Source organism: Novosphingobium album (ex Liu et al. 2023) (assembly GCF_029076845.1).
GTDB lineage: Bacteria > Pseudomonadota > Alphaproteobacteria > Sphingomonadales > Sphingomonadaceae > Novosphingobium.
On record NZ_JARESE010000006.1, the window covers coordinates 12756 to 29908 of the forward strand.

Consider the following 17153-nt stretch of genomic DNA (forward strand, 5'->3'; position numbering starts at 1 on the left):
AGTCTCCGTCAGCAGCAGGGGACGAGTTCGGCGACGAGCGGTGCACACAGTTCCGGTTTTCCGGCGCAGCAGTCCTTCACCAGAAAGAGGGTCAGCGCGCGCAGCGCATCGAGGTCGGCGCAGTAGATGATCGACCGGCTTTGCCGCTCGGACTTCAGCAGGCCCGCGCGCGTCAACGCGGCGAGGTGCGCGGACATCGTGTTCTGAGGAACGTCGAGCGCTTTTGCGATCTCGCCGGCGGGCAATCCTTCGGGCTCGTGGCGCACCAGCAACCGAAATGCGTCAAGGCGTGTGCCCTGCGCGAGAGCGGCCAGGGCCGTGATAGCCGAATCAGTATCCATATATCCGAGATAGTGGATATATGGATGAATTGGAACAGGCGTCGTGTCGCCCGGCCCAAAAAGTGCTCGCTCAGCCGACTGTCCGAACTGGAAAGGCCGGGATGATGCTAGAATAACCGCCCTGATCCCGCGTGCGTGAGGCGGAGGTGTGATCCATGGTGACGATCATCCGTGCCGTTCCAGGTGAGCCCGGCATTCCCGCCGGGTTCCCCATCCTGTTCGACGCGAACATGGCCATCATCGAGCCGGCCTTTGCCTATCTGCTCGAACATGCCGAGGTTCATGGCCACTCCCAGGCCTCGGAGACGGTACGGACCTATGGCGAGCACCTGTATGAGTGGTTCGATGCGCTCGAGCAGTCCAACATCAAATGGGATGTCGCTGACGAGCATATACTCGCAGCTTATCGATCCCGAATGCTCGAAGGGCCGAGCCAGCATACCGGGCGGCCGTTTGCCCGCTCCACCATCAATGCCCGGGTTGCCACCGTCTATCGCTTCTATTCCTGGGCCCTCGATCACGACTTCATCCGGCATCGCGCGTTCCCGCGACCGTTGCAGACACGGCAGGGCAGGGGACCGCGTGTTGGGCCACAGATCAGACGCCGTTCGACCGGGAGCCTCACGGTCTCGGTCCCGGAGCAACTGCCACGACCAATGCGCCCCGATGAGCTGGCAAGGCTGTTCGCGCAGCTTGCGCCGACCGCGCGCCTTGCAGGGGAGTGGGCGCTGTGCGCAGGCCTTCGACGCAAGGAACTATGTGCTCTGGCGGTCGATCAGATACCGGATAGCTGGTCGCTTCACCCGGAAGAGACGCCGCTTGTAGGCGTGCCGCTCAGCATCACCAAGGGCGACCGGCCGCGAACGGTCTATCCGCCGGTTCGCCTGCTTGATCGCACGCACTGGTATATCGGAGAGGACCGGGCCCGGATCGTGCGGCGCGCGCGCAATGCCGATCCCCGCTACAGGGCGCCGCCCAATCTTCTCCTGAATGAACATGGCCGTGCGATGACGCGCAAACGCCTGACGGCGCTTCTGTCCGAGGCGTTCGCGGCCGCTGGGTTGCCCGGCACGCTGCATTGGCTCCGTCACACCTTCGCGATGGTGATGCTCACGCGGCTTCAGATCCAGGCTCGTGCCAATCCGGCGCTGAATCCGCTGAAGATCGTCCAGGTTCTGTTGGGCCATGCCTCGATCGCGACGACCGCCATCTACCTGCGCTGCGTCGAGCTGTACGAACCCGATATCAACGAGAGCCTTGCCTGGCTCTACGGCGAAGCGATCAACGATGCTGGCTGAGGGACGGATCGACCGCCGTATCGCGATCGATCGAGCATCGACCGCGCAAGCGCCAGATGATCGACGCTTCTCCTTTCGTGATGAATGGGGACAGGTCGTGCAGACGTTCGATCCGGTCGCCCTCGACATGCCACATGACCTCACCTGCGCCTTTGTCGAGGCGTTCAGGGTTCATGATGCCGGATCTTCGATCTCCACACGACGCGGACGCTGGAGAGTGATCCGGCGCTTCGGTCGCTTCCTACGCACAGAAGGCGTAAGCTGTGCTGCTGATGTGAACGCCGGCACGATCCGGCGCTACATTGATGCGCTGGCACCCTCGATAGAAGGCCGCCAGCTCAGCCGAGCCACGATGGCTCAACGCTTCGCCAGCCTGAAACCATTGCTCGAGCGCATCGAGCAGACCGATCCGGATCTGTTCGGGAGCGCGCTCGCCATCCCCTACAGCCCGTTCCCCAGCACGGGGTGGGCGCCAGAACCCAAAGCCCGGCTCACGGCAGCGGAAATGAAAACGATCCTCGCGGCCGCCTATGAAGAGATCGACATCGCATGGGCGCGGTTCCAGCGCGGCCAGAAGATCATCGCCTCTCCCCAACCCCCGGAGGGAACTGGTCCGAGAGAGGCGCTCGCGCGCTGGGTGTGGAAACTCCACCGGATCGGCGGCGGCATCGCTCCGAGCGGCGAGGCAATCCGCGCTGCCGGGATCAACCCGAACTCGCTCGAGCATCATGGACGTCAGGAGGCGATCGCTCAGCATTATCACCTGACCTCGCACACGATGGGGCCGTTCTTTGTCGCGCTGGCGATCCAGCTTGCCGCCAATCCCCAGCCTCTTCGGGCGATCCGCCGCGACTGCCTCGTGCCCCATCCACTCGATGATCATCGGGTCATGGTGGAATGGCTCAAGCAGCGGGGCGGTCGAACTCCGAAAATGCAGCGTCGGTCCTTCGACCGCCGTAAAATGCGATCCGCACCGCGTCTGATCGAAATGCTGCTGGCGATGACCGAGCCGCTGATCGAGCATGCTCCGCCTGAAGAACGGGAATGTCTGTTCCTGATCCGCTATCTGTCGCGGGCCTATTATCGCAGGCACGACTATCCTGCCGGCCTGATCGCGCCCGACAGCATCCCCGGGTTCATCAATCGCTTCATCGGCCGCACCAACAGGCGGATCGAACGCTGGAACACCGCACATCCGGAGCAACCGAAACCACTGGTGCCCAAGTTCACGGCCTCGCAACTACGCGGCAGCGTCGCCACGGAGCATTATCTGGCTTCTGGCGGCGACCTGCGCGCGGCAGGGACGGTTCTCAATCACGCCAGCCTCGTCACGACCGATCGCTACGTCGAGGGACCGGCCGCACGGAAGCTCGAGCAGGAGACGATCGCGCGCCTTCAGAAGCTCATGGTAGCCTGGGTCTGCGGACCCGACCGGAAGGAGCCCGCCCGCCACGGCCCGGTAACGGCATTGTTCGGGCATCGTTGTCTGGCGCCTGTCGAACAGGGCGCTGACGGAAATCCGCATCTCTGTCCGAGACTGCGAGGTTGCCTTGCCTGTCCGGGGCTGATCGTTCCGCTTGATGTCGAGCGGTTCGCGCGCGTGCTGCAAGCTCGCCGGCATCTTCTCGACGCCCGCGATCAGATCGATCCGGCTCGCTGGGCGTTGTTCTATGCGCCCAGCTTGCAGGTGCTCGAACATGATCTTCTTCCGGCGTTCCCGCCCGACTTGAGGGAGGAGGCAGAACAACGGGCCGCGATGCTCCCCGATCTCCCGGAACTGGAATGAGCGTTCCGCTCCTCGCCTTGCCGCAGGCCTCGCTGCGCGTCTCTCCGCACTCGATGTTCGGCGACGACCATTGGCAGATGGCGACAGGCGTCGTGGGTCAGCGGGACACCACCTTCCGCGTCGACTGGGGGTTCACACTGCCCGACGGAAGCCGGTTCAACGAGCCGCATTGGCGGACGCTGCGCGAGGCGAGCAAGCATCTGCTCTGGTCGATGCACAGCGATCCACCTCCCGGTCGATCCGCGCTCTCGTTACGTTCGCTTGGAACGCAGGGAACGCTCCAGCGGGTCGTGCTGGAATGGATGGCGGGCCGCGGCCTGGCTCGATGGTCGGAACTGGATGACGAGGCCATCCGGCATCTATTCGATGATCTCGCCCAGCGCCCGAGAGACAATGGCACGATGGCGCTATCGACCGCGAGCAACTACCGCACGCTGCTGCGGGCGTTTTACCAACAGCGTGAGAAGCTTCCCGACACCCCGAAATCCGCGCCGCCTGCGCTCAATGAGCTGGGCCGTTGGCGCCCGGTCGAGCGGTGGCCCTATACGCCTGATGAAATCGCAATGCCGCTCGTTGCGGGAGCGCTCCATCTCATCGGCGAGCCAGCCGATACCATCCTTCATATGCGTGACGACATACAGGCGCTGCACGATGCGGCTTCCGCAAAAGGGCATGCAAAACCGGGGCGTTCCAGGCGCATACGCCGATACCTGCACGCTGCTCCACCGATCGAGTTTGTTCCTGGGCAGGCTCAGCCGCTGACGGTCCAGCCGATGCTCACCTTCAATGGCATGGTGGCCCGTCTCTACGAGGCTTGCTTCATTGTCCTCGCCTATCTCGTTGGGCCGCGCGCTTCGGAAATCCTATCGCTGGAAGCCGGTTGCATCGAGCGGGTGCAGGGCGAGCAGCAGGAGATGTTCGCCTATCTGACCGGCACGATCCGAAAGGACGCTCCAGGAGACGGAGTGCCGCATCGCTGGATCGCCCCCGAACCCGCCGTTCGCGCCATCGAAGTTCTTGAGCGCCTATCGGCACCATGGCGAGCGATCGACGGCCGACAATATCTCTGGCTGCTCCAGGTCCGCCCGGGGAGCGCGATCCGAACCTCGGCATTGCCGATCGAGCCGCTCACCAGTTCGGCTATGAATATACGCCTGAATGACGGCATTGGGGCCGCGCTTCGCCTTCCCGAAATCAACGGTGAAAGCTGGAGGCTTGCCACCCACCAGGGCCGCAAGACCTTCGCGCGGTTCGTGGGCCGGCGCGACAGGACCGGTCTCGCGGCATTGGCCAAGCATCTCGGGCATGTGACCCGCGCCATGACCGACCGCGCCTATGTCGGCACGGACTTCGAGCTGGTTGAACTGGTCGACGCCCAGGCGGCACGAGAAACCCGCGCCGCGCTCGAAGAGTTGCTGGTCGCGCCTCGCCTGGGCGGCAAGGCGGGGCGCGATCTTGCGGCGCGATCGCCGTTCCGCGGTCGCACGCACGATGGCGACCTCGATGCCTACATCACCCGCCTGTTGGCCGATACCGACATCAGGCTCGGCGTCTGCGACTGGGGCTACTGTCTCTACCGTCGGGAGACGTCTGCCTGCCTCGGGTCCGACAAAGAGCCCAATCCCGTTCTCCGCACGCAGGGCACATGCGTCACTTGCGCGAACTTCGCGGTGAGCGAACGTCACAAGCCGGTCTGGGAAGCCCGCCTGAAACGAAACCTGGCTCTCCTGGAAAGAACCGACCTTGACCCTGAAAGCCGAAATCTGGCGATCACGCGGGTCGAGGAGAGCCGCCGCGTGATCGACGATCTCGATTTGCAGCCCGCCGATGGCAACCTCGGCTGATACGCCCCAAGGGCGTCGCCGCGAGCGGGTCGCTACCCGCCTGCGGGAAGCTCTCGCCGTGTTGCGCGCCGATCCTGAATCCGAAATCTCCGTTGCGGCGCTGGCCCGGCACGCCGGCATCGGACGCAATGCGCTCTACACCAATCATCGCGCTGTGCTTGAAGATCTCCGTGCCCTTCAGGCTGAACGATCTCCGGCTTCGGGTCAGGATGAGGTTCCAAAGCTGGATGGAGGAAAGGGGGAGGCGGAGGTGCGGATCCGGGTGCTGGCCACCGAGAATGCCTCTCTCTTGCGGCGCGCGTTGATCGCGGAGAGCCGCGCGAAGCGGTTGGAGGAGCGCAATGCCGACCTTGTCCGCGAGCTTCGGGACCGACGCAATGTTGCTATGCTGCCGATCGCCCCGCCGAATGCGTCCGAAGAATAGCCGCGCGCGGGGCTAACCAGACGTCCGGTTAGCGAGCGCGCCCGAAAACCCTTCAAGGTCAGCCAACTGGACCTAATCGGACAGGCCGAACCAGACCTAAGATCTTGACCATGACGAGATCATCGGGCGCTGGGTCGAGCAATGGGCTGCCGACATTTTCGAGGAAGGAGCTGACGGTTCTTTCGGCGGCGATCCTGCACGGGAGCCCGGACGGGCATAGGTATTCTACGCATTGCCGAACACCGGCGCAGCCAGCACCTGTGCGGTTCCGCGGCCGCGCATGTGATTGAAGGAGACGTCGTTCAGGGCGTTCGCGGAACCGCAACCTGGGAGCGATTGATTTTGCGGAATACCCTTCGGCCGCGCGGTGCTCCGCCAGACGAAGTCGGAAAACTCGTCCAGCCGGCTCATGTCGCCATCGTCGAGGACGACCTTGGCGCCCGCACCGTCCTGTCACGCCTGCTCAGGGCGGGCGGCTATGACGTCACCGGCGCGTCCAGCGGCGAAGAGCTCGCCGAACTCATGCAGCACCGGCCGATCGATCTGGTTCTGCTCGATATCGATCTTCCCGAGCAGAGCGACTTCGCGATGTGTGCCAAGCTCCGGCGCGGATCGCGTGTCCCGATCATCATCGTCAGCGCAAGCGGGGCGGAAAGCGACCGCGTCGCCGGCCTCGATCTGGGCGCGGACGATTATATCGTCAAACCCTTCAGTCATCTGGAACTCCTGGCCCGGGTGCGCGCGCTGCTGCGCCGGGCGACCTGTCCGCATGCACAGCCGGCTTCGCCGATCGCCGAAGAGTTTCTCTTCGCGGGCTGGCGCTATCGCCCGAGCCGTCATCGCCTGACGGCGCCATCGGGCGCAGACATCGAACTGACCTCGGCCGAGCATCAGCTGCTGGTCACGCTGCTGCGGCACCCCGGACGCATGATCGGACGCGACCGTCTGCTCGAACTCACCCGCTCGCGTATCGGCGGAAGATCCGATCGCAGCGTCGACGTTCTGATCAGCCGCCTGCGGCGCAAGCTGGCCGATGGGGAGCACGCTCCCCCGCTCATCCGCACGGTCCGGGGCGTCGGCTACATGCTGGCAACCGAGGTACGGGTCGCATGACGTCTTGCGCGCTCTGCCCGCGATCTTCGCGCTTCCCTGCAATGCCAGAAGCCCGGATCCGCGGTGCCAGTTTCCGACAGGGCCGGTCGATGAAAGGGAAGAGGGACTGAGGGTTGCGAGCGGGCCGACCGCTCGAGACCCGGAGGACCCCATGAACTACGACGTCGCCTTCCGCCACCAGCAGGCGCTGGATCCGAGCGCCCTCATCATGGTCGGCACCGCGCTGCACGCGATCGCGGCCGCGATTACCGATTGCCGCAACGCCGGCATCGATTTCGAGACCGATCCGGCGGTGATCCTCCTCATCCGCCATCTTGCAAGCCTGTGCACGGCGCGCCCGGCCGATGCCGATCTGCGCCGTGACTGCATGGAGCGCATCGCCGAGATGCGTAATCGCCCCGTGCTCAAGACCCTCGTCCTGCGCGGCGTCGCCCATGACCAGCCCGCCAAACGCCTGTTCCACTCGGAGGGGCGCATCGCGCTGCGCCGCCTCGCGGGGTCGCTGGGCCTGGACGAGGGCAGCTTCGATATCCGCTCGAACAAGGCAGGACCTGCCGTGTCGGGCGAAATCACGCTGCATGCCGACAACGTCTGGGTCCAGCTCTCGATCGGACCGTTCGGGCCCGGCCGCGAAGTCTGCTTTCGCAAGGTTCGAGATCGCCGCGATCATATCGGCGAACGCAATTGCTGGGCTTCGGTCCGCGAGCTGCTCGAGCCGGACCGCTTCGCCGCGCGAATCCAGCGCGAGCTTGGCCTTCCCGAGCGAGCGCCCGCCGAACCGCGTCTCGTCGCCTGAGGGGAGCACGATCATGCGGATATTGCTCACGCGGGTCAGGATCGGCCAGGTCCTGCCCAGCTACGCCTACCGGGCCTTCGTCCCGTTCACCGAAATCTCCCTCGAACGCCAGGCGCTCATCGCGATGCATTCGGACTTTGGCTACGGGTTCGGTCTGCTTGCCCGCCTCTTCGATGTCATCGCGCCGATGGCTCACCTCGAGGCGCCGCCCGGCCTCGAAAAGCACCGTTTCGGAATCGAACTCGACCTCGTCGCCAGCCGGGTGGGGGCGATCCTCCTGCACGCGGCTTTCCCGGAGATGGCTGAACGCACGGTTCCGTTCCGGCAGCTGGTGCCGATCGCCCCGCCCAATGCCGCCCATCTCGGCGAGGCCGTCGATCTGACGGGGCGCCATGACTGGCTCTCCGGCCAGATCGAAACCCTCACCGCCGAAGCGCTCGGCTTTCGCATCGAAGGAGACCGATGATGTCGGAGCCGTTCGATCCGGCAAGCGCGCGGGCATGGCTCGACCACGGCCGCCCGCCGGAGCAGGCCGCGATCCTCGCCGATGTGTGGTGCCGGCTTCCCGACCTGGCGCCGGATGCGGCTGCCGAAGCGCGGCTCGCGCGGATGCGCGAGCGGGCAGTCGCACTGCGCCCGGTGATGGAGGCGATGTCACGGATCGCCGAGGAAGAGCGGCAGGACCGCAATTTCGCCTTCACCCAAAGGCGGATCGCGAACGGTGTCGGCGACGATCGCGATCGCGCGATCCTGCGCGCACGCACGCTCCGCGGCTACGACTGGGACCGGGCGGTGCGCTATGCTTCCGGCTGGTACGCCGCTACCGCCGGGTGGGAGCCGGACGTGCGCCGGCCCGGCGTCTCGACGCCTGCGACCCTGGCCTATGACCAGGGCTTTGCCGATGGCGGCGGCAATCGCGACGACATTTTCGATACCGCGCGCCGGGCTTTCGAAGCGTCGTCGCCCCCCGCGGAGCCGCCTGCGATCGCAACCGGCCGGCCCCTTCCAAGTGCGTGGCCCAAGCCCAGCGACGAACCGCTTCCCGCGCGCTGGAGTAGGCGCCTTCTTATCCTTGGCGCGCCCGAGGCAGGATTGTTCCAGGAAAGCACGGCCGCGCACGCCGAGGCCGCATTACTTCTCCCGACCTTGCTCGCCTGCCCGGGCCATGAGGACCTCGCCGTCATCGTGATCTCCGCGACCGGCTTCCAAAAGCTCGGCGATGTTCGGCCAGGAGCGGCTGTGCTGGCGCCGCCGGATGGCAATGATTTAGCCGACGATCCGCGGTGCGAGGCCCAGCTTCGCGCGCTGATCGGCGACCGCGATTTCGACGATGTGCTGGTCGCCGCGCAAGGCCCCTGTCTCGCGCTGCTCGATGCTCACGCCGCAGCCTTGCCGCTCTGCCGCACGATGGAGCGCACCCGCAACACCGTGCTGCAGCAGCGCGCTCATTTCCGCATCTGGCTCGGCCGCGGCCTTGCGGCCGGGGAAAGCCTCGGCGCCGGCCACATCCGCTGGGGCAAGGCGGTGAAGGGGCTGACCGGCAAGCTCGGGGAGTTCACCGCGCGCTATGCCGGCAAGCTGCCCGCCGGTGGGCACCGGATCGTCGTCGAAACGCCCGGCGGCCAACCTGCCGAGGGCTATGTGACGGTGCAGGGCGAGCCGCTGTCGCCCGAGACCGTGATCGGCAATCGCTCCCATCTGCGCCAGGCCATGGCCGCGCGTCTGCGCGCCTTTGGCGGCGCAACGCGGCTGACGGCCGATCGGCCGGACCTGGCCGCGGCCTGAACCGGCGCGTGCGGGAGGGGAGGCGGGGCAGGGGAGATGAGCCGGTGCGCTGAGCAGCCGGCGATCGACCATTCCAATCCAGGGGAACACCGCCCATGTCTGAAACGCCTGCCCTTTTGCGCCCATCTTCCGTCGATCGCGACCTCGCCGGGCGGATCGACCACCTCGCGGTGGCCCTCACCGAAACTGAATATCATGCCGCGGCGATCCTTGCCTTCGATCCGGACGCGCAAATGCCGGCGGGACACCTGGTCGCCGGCCAGGACGAGGCGCGTGATCGCCAACTCGCCGGCGCCGTCATGGGTTTGCGCGAATGGCGGCTGCTCGCCCGCGCATGCAGCCCCGATGTCGGCCGGCTCGACGATATGGTCTGTCTGGCGATGTTCCTCGCCGAGCGGTCCAGGCCTGCCGACGTCGTCCTTGAGCCCGAAATCGGTGCGCGTGTGCGCATCCGGGCGCGCCAACGCATCGGCGGCGATCGCTTTGCGGGCCGGGAAGGCGTGATCGTGAAGACGCATTTCGCGGGCTTCTATGTGAAGCTCGACATCAGCCCGCGCGAACGCAGCCAGAAGACCGAGCTCGTGGAGACCGCTTTTCTCGAAGTCCTGGCACCGACCGAGGCGGCCTGAGATTCACCCAACCATTCGAGGCTCTCATGGGACCTGATCTCGACATCTACGCCGCGATCGAGCGCAATATCGCGCGAAGCGGCCAGCATCTCTTCCTGATCTTTGCCGACGGCGAAACGCCCGCCTTCGCTTACACCATCGGCAATGCGCTGCACGGCTTGCCGGAACTTCTGCTGATCGGCAACTACTCGCCCCGCGTGGTGGGCTCGATCCTCAATGATCTTGGCCATCGAATGCGCGAGGTGCGCCGCCCGCTCGAAGGCGAAGTCGACGTCGGCGGACAATTCCCCGTCCGCCTGCGGCAGGCCTCCGCCGAGGCCCGCGGACGCTACACGCTCCAGGCCGGCCGCTTTCTTCGGCACGAGGAATATGACGTCCTGCAAGTGCTGCTCTGCGACCCGATGGGCCGCTACCCCGGCGAACCGGGCTGCGAGCCCGGTTACGACGCACCGCTGGCCTGAGCGCCTCTCACATCCACCCTCAATCCCGGAGACAGATGATGTCCGAGCCAACGCACTTCGTTCACATCTATGCGACGGTCCGCGTCAAGCTCGCCGTCGAGGCGGCGGACCATCCAGCCGCCATGCGGGCTGCCGACGAGGCGCTGTTCGCCAAGGGTTTTGGCGTGCGGCTGATCCCGACCGCCGATGGCGCGCTCGATGCCGACTATGCCGAGGAAGTGACAGGCTATCTCGTCGACGAGGCCGGAGACCCCGACTATCTGCGCAGCGCCAATTACGGTCCCGATTATGAGCCCGACTGGGGGCTCCGGAGCCGCAGCGGCGCGCCGGACTCTCGTTCCGGGTCATAGGGCCGCCGCACTGTCTGAGGCGCATTGTCCTAAATGCCGACCAGGCGATTGTGAAAATACGGCAATTGCGCATTACATGGCCGGTTATGGAGGGATGCCATGACGACGCTCAGGGTAACCGCGTTGACGAAAGCAGTCCGTAAAGCGAGCGAATAGGGAGGGAACTTCACTTTGGACAATGACGAGAAGCCTCGCGGCACCCTGGATCGGCGGATCGCGCTTCTGATCGACGCCGATAACATATCGCATGCCAAGATCGCTGTCATGCTGGCCGAACTCTCCAAATATGGCACGGCGAACATCCGGCGTGCCTATGGCGACTGGGCAAAACCTGCTCTCAAGGGCTGGACCGACAAGCTCCACGACTTCGCCATCAGGCCAATCCAGCAATTCAGCTATTCCGCGGGCAAGAATGCGACCGACATCGCGCTGGTCATCGATGCGATGGAACTGCTCTACACGCAAAAGCCGGATGCATTCTGTCTCGCATCGAGCGACGGCGACTTCACGCCTCTGGTGATGCAGCTCAAGGCCAACGGCCACGAGGTCTACGGCTTTGGCGAGCGCAAGACCCCGGCGCCTTTCGTCAACGCCTGTACCACATTCCTCTATCTCGACAGCCTCGATGACCCCGTCCAGACAGGCGCACCTGTCGAACCATCCGAAGCGCCGCCGTCCGCGCCCAAGGCCAAAGCGAAGCCAAAGGCTGCCGCCGACAAGCCTGCCGACAAATCCCTCGCGCAAAATACCAAGCTCGTGACGATCCTGCGCGGCGCGGTCGAAGCGTCTGCTCGCGAGGACGGTTGGGCACTCATGTCCGCAGCGGGGAGCGCGGCCAAACGGCAGGCGCCCATCGATCCTCGAAATTACGGCGTGAAGAACTTTACCGCGCTCTTCACCGCCACCGGGCTCTTCGAGATCGTCAAGGGCAAGAACGGGCAGAGCTACGTCGCCGACAAACGCAACAAGGATCGCGCGGACCGTCCCGGAGGATGATCTTCATCTCGGAAGGTGGTTACAGCAGCGCCCGCAAGGGGAAAAGGGAAGGGGGATCGAGAGGGTGATGGCCAGACCGGCCGAGCCCAGGAGATTCCATCATGGCAACAGTCGTCTCGATCGACCCCTCCGCCGATCCATGGTCCGTGCCGATCGGCAGGCACAGCCGCGGCGCGCTCATGCTCAACCTCGAGCGGCTGCTCGCCGGCCGGCTGCTCATCCAGGGCAGCAGCGGTGCGGGCAAGAGCCGGACCCTGCGCAAGATCATCGAGGAGGCCTTCGATTTCACGACCGTCGTGCTCGTCGATCCCGAAGGCGAGTTCGGCAATCTCGCAGGCCACATCGGCGCGACCTCGCTCAAGGGCTGTGAACTCACCTCCGACGGTCTGACGGCCGCCGCCGCGCGCGCCCGCCAGCACCGGCTCTCGCTCCATGTCGACCTGACCGATCTCGACCCCGACCAGCGCATCATCAAGGCGGCGGCCCTGTTCGCCGGCCTCATCGGCGCGCCCCGCGAGCATTGGAGCCACACCGTCCTCGTCTGCATCGACGAGGGCCATCTGCTCGCGCCCCATCATGCCGGATCGGCGCGCGACGCCGAAACCCGCCGCCTCGGCGTCGCGACCCTCACCGATCTTTGCGCCCGGGGACGCAAGCGGGGTATCGCGCCGGTCATCGCGACCCAGCGCCTTGCCAAGCTCTCATCCTCGGTGGTCTCGGAGCTGCAGAACTTCCTCGTCGGCCTCAACGTGTTCGATCGCGACATTGCGCGCGCGGCCGACCTCCTCGGTTTCTCGGCGAAGGAGGCGGATGCCTTGCGCAAGCTCGCGCCCGGCGAGTTCTTCGCGATGGGGCCCGCCATGTCGCCGCTTCCGGTCCTCGCCCATATGGAACAGACCATCACCGAGCATCTCGGCGCGACTCCGAGGCTCACGGCTGCCGCGGCGGTCGACAGCGACGAGGCCGAAAAGCTCCTCAACCTGTCGGCTCTGCGCGAGGTTCCGAACGGCCCGCGCGACAAGGCCTTGACCCTCAAGGGAACGCGGGCGCTCGATGCCTTCCTTCTCGATCCTTCCGCGCCGCACGCGGCCTCGATCATCGGCGCACTCAAGAGCATCGCCCCCAACGCGACGACCGCCAACGATCTCGCCGGTCATATCGGTGCCCCGCGCGACGCCGTCGACGATGCCCTGGACATGCTCGCCGCGATCTGCGCCGTCGACACCATGCCGCGCGGCGAGAATCGCATCGCCCGGCTGCATGCCCGGCTCCGCGCAAAGATCAGCGACGTCCCCGTGGTGGCGCTGGCATGAAACCCCTCGATCTGGACGCCGACATCGTCGAGCTAGTCCCGGCCCCGCGCCAGGCGCTGCCCGCCACGCCGCTGCGCGAGATGGCCTATCGGGCCGACGCATGGACCCCAGAGGAGAGCGAGCGGCTGCGCGTGCTCTTCCTCGATGACATGGCCATCGGGGAAATCGCGCTCGCCATCGGTCGTGGCCGGGCGGCGGTGGCGGAACGTATCGCGATGCTGGGCCTGCGTCGCAACTCCGCGCGGACCTGGACCGAACTCGACGATACCGAGCTGACCCAGCGCTATGGCGGCGAGCCGACCGCTGGCATCGCCTCCGACCTCGGCCGCTCCTGTTCGGCGGTCTATGCCCGGGCCCGGCTCCTCGATCTGACCGAGGGCAATCCCGCGGAATGGACGCCCTGGGAAGATGCCCAGCTCATCGAGGGCTATCGCCGCGGCGTGCCCCTCGCGCAGATCGCGACACTGATCGGCCGCCCCTTCGGCGGTCTGTCCAGCCGGGCCGGCGCTCTTGGCATCGTGCACGCGAACCATCCGCCCGACTGGTCTGAGGCGGAAACGGCGCGGGCGCTCGCGCTTGCCGAAGTCGGCCACCGCTACACCGCGATCGTCGCGATGCTCGCCCAGCAAGGCTTTCCGGCGCGCACGGTCAGGGGCTTTGGCCTTGCGATCCGCAAGCTCGGTTACGGCCGCGGTTGGGGCCGATCCTGGACGCCGGAAGAGGACGCTCTGCTGCGCAAGGCTTATACCGAGGGGGCTAGTCTCACCCCGTTGCGCCGCCAACTCGGCCGCACCGCGGGATCGCTGCGCCATCGTGCCGACTATCTTCAGCTACGCGGGCTTCATGCGAACCGCAATGGCTGGCGGATCGGTCCCGACTGGACCGAGGCCGAGGAGGCGCGGCTGCGCGCCGACTATGGTCGCATCCCGACCAGGCGTCTTGCCGCGAGCATGGGGCGGACGAAGGCGGCGCTCACGTCGCGCGCGAACAGCCTTGGTCTCGTCCACGGCTATATCCGGCCCTTCAGTGACGATGAAACGCGCGCGCTCGGCATCGCCTTCCGGACCGGCGTCTCGATCGCCGATCTCGCGGCCGCGCTCAACCGCAAGGCGATGTCGCTCAGCAAATATGCGACCCAACACGGATATCGGTTTGGTCGGCGGCCGCGCCGCGCCGTGACGCTCGAGGCGCTGCTCGCCTCGGAATGAACCTTTCGCGGGCGGCGTTGCTCCCCGCCGCCCCTGTCTCCTCCAGCCAGCCACAATGTCGCGGGGTCCGCCTTGGGCGAGCCGCGACCGGAGGACCAGTCGAAGGGCCGGGAGCTTTCGATCCCTTTTCAATCCGAGGCCGATCATGGAAACCACACGCAGTCAGCGCTGGCGGGAACGCCGCGGGCTCTGGGCAACCGACCTGCGCACCATCAATCCCAGGGCCTATTCGGTCGACGTCATCGATCACGGCATGGCCCGCAGCTTCATCGCCGAGCATCACTACCTGCCGACTTATCCGGCCGCCCAGGTCGCCGTCGGCCTTTTCGGGCGGCGCGCGGCTCTGGAAGGCGTTGCCGTCTTCGCGGTGCCCGCGACCGACGCCGTCATCACCCGGCATACCGGTTTCACCGACCCGGCCAAGGGCAGCGTACTCGCGCGTCTGATCCTTCTCGACAGCGTTCCCCAGAATGGCGAGAGTTTCTTCTGCGCCCGCGCCTTCCGGCTGCTTCGGGCAGCCCGGCCTGCGATCGAGTCCATCGTGTCCTACAGCGACCCCGAGGCCGGACACATCGGCCGCGTTTACGCCGCACTATCGGGCGCGCATCGCGGCATCACGCGGCCACGGATCGTGCTGCGCGCAGGGGATCGCACCATTTCCGATCGGACTCTGTCCAAAATCAGGCTCGGCGAGCGCGGCATGGATGGCGCCATCGACCAGATCATGCGGCTTGGTCTTCCCGGCCCCGGCCTACGCGAAATCCCGGCCGTCTGGCTCCGGCGCCTTCAGGCCGACCAATTGCTGACGCGCCACCGCCACCCAGGCCTCTTCACCTACTGTTTCGAGCTCACCCGCAAAGCGCGTCGGCAGGGCCGCCACCTGCCGCGGCTTCCCTATCCCAAGGTGTTGCCGATCGGCGGCTGAGGGCCTGTCCATCGCAAGGAGCATCATCATGCATGTCGAATTCGAGATCAGCGGAAGCTTCGACGTTCCGGCCGGAACCGGGCCAGTAGACGGGTCGCCGAACCTCTTCCACCTTCCCTCGGGCCAGATCGTGTCGGTCCATCCGGTCATGGAAATGGCCAGCAGTCCCGACAGCGACGATCATCGTGATCTGACGACGGCGGAGGCAGCCAGGCTCGGCATTCATCTCGACCTTTATGACCGGGACGCCTGCCTGCGCGGCGGCGACTGAACGCTCGGAGGCGGGATTGCCGTTCGCCGCAGAGAGAAGAGGGGGAGGGGCGTTCGGCGCGCAGATTGACTGCGTGAGAACGGAGAGCCCCCCATGCTGGCCATCGATTGCCCCGCCCCGGCCGCGCGCCCTCGCGACATCGACTACATCCGTGTCGCCGAACCGGCCCCCACCGTGCTCGCCTACGGCATCGGCGTCGACAGCACCGCGCTGCTCGTAGAGCTGGAAAGCCGCGGCACTCCGCCCGATCTCGTGATCACCGGCGATCCGGGCGTCGAGAAGCCGGAAACCTACGCCTATCAGGAGATGATGGCGGCATGGATGGCCGCGCGTGGTATCCGCTACGAGACCGTGCGCTACACGCCCAAGCGTTTCAAGCATTGGCCGCCCTATTACGACCTGCTGGCCAACGTGCTGACCAATGCGACGCTGCCCAGCATCAGCCTGGGGCGCCACAGCTGCTCGCTTAAATGGAAGGTGGCGCCGCAGGACGCCTTCCTCAAGGACTGGGGCCCCGCCAAGGCCGCCTGGGCCCGCGGCCTGAAGGTCATCCGCCTCATCGGCTACGACGCCTCGCCGGCGGACACGCGACGTTATGCCCATGCATCGACGATCGCCAGCGATCTCTTCGAGTGCCGCTATCCCCTGCGCGATTGGGGCTGGAACCGCGACGCCTGCATCGCGCGCATCGAGGCCGCCGGCCTACCGGTCCCGCCCAAGTCGAGTTGCTTCATCTGCGGCGCCATGAAACCCGACGAGGTCCGCGCGCTTCCCGTCTGGTGCCTGCGGCTGATCGTCCTGGTCGAAGCCCGCGCGGCGCCGCGCCTGCGCACCGTCGAGGGGCTCTGGCGCCGGTCGACCTCGAAGCGTCCCGGCCGGATGACCGACTTCATCCGCGCGGAGGAATTGCTCCCCGCCGCCGACATCGAGGCCATCATCCGCGATGCGCCCGTCGATCTGATCCGCTTCCAGGATGTCGCCGCCCATGTCCCACTCCCCGATCGGCCGGCGATGGCGGAGTGGCTCGAGACCTTCAACGCCGGATTGCTGGAGGCAGCATGACAATCCCAACCACCGAACGCATCGCCCGGCTCAACGATCGCTGCCGCCAGGGTCTCGATGCCAACGCCCGCATCATGGTCACGCGGACCTGTCTCGCGCGGATTACCGGCGACAACGAGGGTATCGCGGAAGTCCTCGCCCAGGCCGAGCTGCTCGCCGCCGTGCGTCGCTATGCGTTCAAGCCGGGCGACGGGCCCGAGCGCGATTTCGGCGCCTTCGACCTCAAGGGCGAACGGGTCCTGTTCAAGATCGATTATTACGACATGGCGCTCGAGTTCGGCTCCGACGATCCGGCGGACGCCTCGATAACGCGGCGCGTGCTCACCGTCATGCTCGCTGAGGATTATTGAGCCGTCACCAATGCCCGGTCGGCCACAACCGCATCGGCTGTCCCCCGCGTTTTCCAGGCGGGCGGTCTCGCCGGCCCTCGTCGACTTCGATCGCAGAGCAGTCTAGGATCACCTTCGGAGTCGATCTCGACCCCCCGTTCGCCTGTCGTCCCCGGGAGAGGTAAACTTGCCCGACCATGTTGCCCGTTTGGATGAGGCATT

Annotated in this window: 19 protein-coding genes; 18 read left to right on the forward strand and 1 reads right to left on the reverse strand. The window is 66.1% G+C overall.

Annotation, left to right across the window (positions count from 1 at the left end; genetic code table 11):
* Window positions 1–8: 8 nt before the first annotated feature.
* Complete coding sequence (locus PYV00_RS02375; RefSeq protein ID WP_047100427.1) at window positions 9–341, reverse strand: ArsR/SmtB family transcription factor; 333 nt, start codon at window positions 339–341, stop codon at window positions 9–11.
* Between the two features lie 155 nt (window positions 342–496).
* On the opposite strand from PYV00_RS02375, the gene PYV00_RS02380 reads away from it, so the two are divergent.
* The 18 genes from PYV00_RS02380 (at window position 497) to PYV00_RS02465 (ending at window position 16952) form a co-directional block, all read left to right on the forward strand.
* A complete protein-coding gene (locus PYV00_RS02380; RefSeq protein ID WP_047100428.1) occupies window positions 497–1639 on the forward strand; it encodes a tyrosine-type recombinase/integrase in 1143 nt (380 codons plus the stop codon).
* Window positions 1629–3425 carry a site-specific integrase gene (locus PYV00_RS02385; protein WP_126014903.1) on the forward strand — a complete coding sequence of 599 codons (1797 nt, stop codon included), beginning with the start codon at window positions 1629–1631 and terminating at the stop codon, window positions 3423–3425. Before PYV00_RS02380 ends, PYV00_RS02385 begins: the two co-directional genes overlap by 11 nt.
* Window positions 3422–5269, forward strand: a complete 1848-nt coding sequence (locus tag PYV00_RS02390) for an integrase (protein ID WP_275226646.1) — start codon at window positions 3422–3424, stop codon at window positions 5267–5269. The genes PYV00_RS02385 and PYV00_RS02390 overlap by 4 nt, the downstream gene beginning before the upstream one ends.
* Before the next feature lie 58 nt (window positions 5270–5327).
* On the forward strand, window positions 5328–5693 hold the full coding sequence (locus PYV00_RS02395) for a hypothetical protein (RefSeq protein ID WP_232333044.1): 366 nt from the start codon (window positions 5328–5330) through the stop codon (window positions 5691–5693).
* Window positions 5694–5975: 282 nt separating this feature from the next.
* Complete coding sequence (locus PYV00_RS02400) at window positions 5976–6806, forward strand: response regulator transcription factor (protein WP_275226647.1); 831 nt, start codon at window positions 5976–5978, stop codon at window positions 6804–6806.
* 151 nt (window positions 6807–6957) lie between these two features.
* Entirely contained in the window at window positions 6958–7602 is a 645-nt protein-coding gene (locus PYV00_RS02405) for a hypothetical protein (RefSeq protein ID WP_275226648.1), read from the forward strand.
* Window positions 7603–7615: 13 nt separating this feature from the next.
* Window positions 7616–8068, forward strand: a complete 453-nt coding sequence (locus tag PYV00_RS02410) for a hypothetical protein (RefSeq protein WP_275226649.1) — start codon at window positions 7616–7618, stop codon at window positions 8066–8068.
* On the forward strand, window positions 8068–9387 hold the full coding sequence (locus PYV00_RS02415; protein WP_342803789.1) for a hypothetical protein: 1320 nt from the start codon (window positions 8068–8070) through the stop codon (window positions 9385–9387). Before PYV00_RS02410 ends, PYV00_RS02415 begins: the two co-directional genes overlap by 1 nt.
* Before the next feature lie 95 nt (window positions 9388–9482).
* Window positions 9483–10016: a hypothetical protein gene (locus PYV00_RS02420; protein ID WP_275226651.1), complete on the forward strand. Its 534-nt coding sequence runs from the start codon at window positions 9483–9485 to the stop codon at window positions 10014–10016.
* A 26-nt stretch (window positions 10017–10042) separates the two neighbouring features.
* Window positions 10043–10477 carry a DUF4262 domain-containing protein gene (locus PYV00_RS02425; protein WP_275226652.1) on the forward strand — a complete coding sequence of 145 codons (435 nt, stop codon included), beginning with the start codon at window positions 10043–10045 and terminating at the stop codon, window positions 10475–10477.
* A gap of 35 nt (window positions 10478–10512) precedes the next feature.
* The gene (locus PYV00_RS02430) at window positions 10513–10827 is read left to right on the forward strand and encodes a hypothetical protein (protein WP_275226653.1); all 315 of its coding nucleotides are present in this window, start codon (window positions 10513–10515) and stop codon (window positions 10825–10827) included.
* Between the two features lie 171 nt (window positions 10828–10998).
* Entirely contained in the window at window positions 10999–11823 is an 825-nt protein-coding gene (locus PYV00_RS02435) for an NYN domain-containing protein (RefSeq protein ID WP_275226654.1), read from the forward strand.
* Window positions 11824–11924: 101 nt separating this feature from the next.
* Complete coding sequence (locus PYV00_RS02440) at window positions 11925–13136, forward strand: helicase HerA domain-containing protein (protein ID WP_275226655.1); 1212 nt, start codon at window positions 11925–11927, stop codon at window positions 13134–13136.
* Window positions 13133–14344, forward strand: a complete 1212-nt coding sequence (locus PYV00_RS02445) for a hypothetical protein (protein ID WP_275226656.1) — start codon at window positions 13133–13135, stop codon at window positions 14342–14344. The genes PYV00_RS02440 and PYV00_RS02445 overlap by 4 nt, the downstream gene beginning before the upstream one ends.
* Window positions 14345–14489: 145 nt before the next feature.
* Window positions 14490–15269 carry a hypothetical protein gene (locus PYV00_RS02450; RefSeq protein ID WP_275226657.1) on the forward strand — a complete coding sequence of 260 codons (780 nt, stop codon included), beginning with the start codon at window positions 14490–14492 and terminating at the stop codon, window positions 15267–15269.
* Between the two features lie 28 nt (window positions 15270–15297).
* A complete protein-coding gene (locus tag PYV00_RS02455; protein WP_275226658.1) occupies window positions 15298–15540 on the forward strand; it encodes a hypothetical protein in 243 nt (80 codons plus the stop codon).
* Window positions 15541–15633: 93 nt separating this feature from the next.
* Complete coding sequence (locus tag PYV00_RS02460) at window positions 15634–16602, forward strand: hypothetical protein (protein ID WP_275226659.1); 969 nt, start codon at window positions 15634–15636, stop codon at window positions 16600–16602.
* Window positions 16599–16952 (forward strand): DUF3768 domain-containing protein, encoded by a 354-nt coding sequence (locus tag PYV00_RS02465; RefSeq protein ID WP_275226660.1) that lies wholly within the window; start codon window positions 16599–16601, stop codon window positions 16950–16952. The genes PYV00_RS02460 and PYV00_RS02465 overlap by 4 nt, the downstream gene beginning before the upstream one ends.
* The last annotated feature ends 201 nt before the right edge of the window (window positions 16953–17153 follow it).

Bases quoted from the DNA above. Each gene is read 5' to 3' on its own strand.
- PYV00_RS02375 (WP_047100427.1), bottom strand. From the start codon at position 341: ATGGATACTGATTCGGCTATCACGGCCCTGGCCGCTCTCGCGCAGGGC.
- PYV00_RS02380 (WP_047100428.1), top strand. From the start codon at position 497: ATGGTGACGATCATCCGTGCCGTTCCAGGTGAGCCCGGCATTCCCGCC.
- PYV00_RS02385 (WP_126014903.1), top strand. From the start codon at position 1,629: ATGCTGGCTGAGGGACGGATCGACCGCCGTATCGCGATCGATCGAGCA.
- PYV00_RS02390 (WP_275226646.1), top strand. From the start codon at position 3,422: ATGAGCGTTCCGCTCCTCGCCTTGCCGCAGGCCTCGCTGCGCGTCTCT.
- PYV00_RS02405 (WP_275226648.1), top strand. From the start codon at position 6,958: ATGAACTACGACGTCGCCTTCCGCCACCAGCAGGCGCTGGATCCGAGC.
- PYV00_RS02410 (WP_275226649.1), top strand. From the start codon at position 7,616: ATGCGGATATTGCTCACGCGGGTCAGGATCGGCCAGGTCCTGCCCAGC.
- PYV00_RS02415 (WP_342803789.1), top strand. From the start codon at position 8,068: ATGTCGGAGCCGTTCGATCCGGCAAGCGCGCGGGCATGGCTCGACCAC.
- PYV00_RS02420 (WP_275226651.1), top strand. From the start codon at position 9,483: ATGTCTGAAACGCCTGCCCTTTTGCGCCCATCTTCCGTCGATCGCGAC.
- PYV00_RS02425 (WP_275226652.1), top strand. From the start codon at position 10,043: ATGGGACCTGATCTCGACATCTACGCCGCGATCGAGCGCAATATCGCG.
- PYV00_RS02430 (WP_275226653.1), top strand. From the start codon at position 10,513: ATGATGTCCGAGCCAACGCACTTCGTTCACATCTATGCGACGGTCCGC.
- PYV00_RS02440 (WP_275226655.1), top strand. From the start codon at position 11,925: ATGGCAACAGTCGTCTCGATCGACCCCTCCGCCGATCCATGGTCCGTG.
- PYV00_RS02445 (WP_275226656.1), top strand. From the start codon at position 13,133: ATGAAACCCCTCGATCTGGACGCCGACATCGTCGAGCTAGTCCCGGCC.
- PYV00_RS02450 (WP_275226657.1), top strand. From the start codon at position 14,490: ATGGAAACCACACGCAGTCAGCGCTGGCGGGAACGCCGCGGGCTCTGG.
- PYV00_RS02455 (WP_275226658.1), top strand. From the start codon at position 15,298: ATGCATGTCGAATTCGAGATCAGCGGAAGCTTCGACGTTCCGGCCGGA.
- PYV00_RS02460 (WP_275226659.1), top strand. From the start codon at position 15,634: ATGCTGGCCATCGATTGCCCCGCCCCGGCCGCGCGCCCTCGCGACATC.
- PYV00_RS02465 (WP_275226660.1), top strand. From the start codon at position 16,599: ATGACAATCCCAACCACCGAACGCATCGCCCGGCTCAACGATCGCTGC.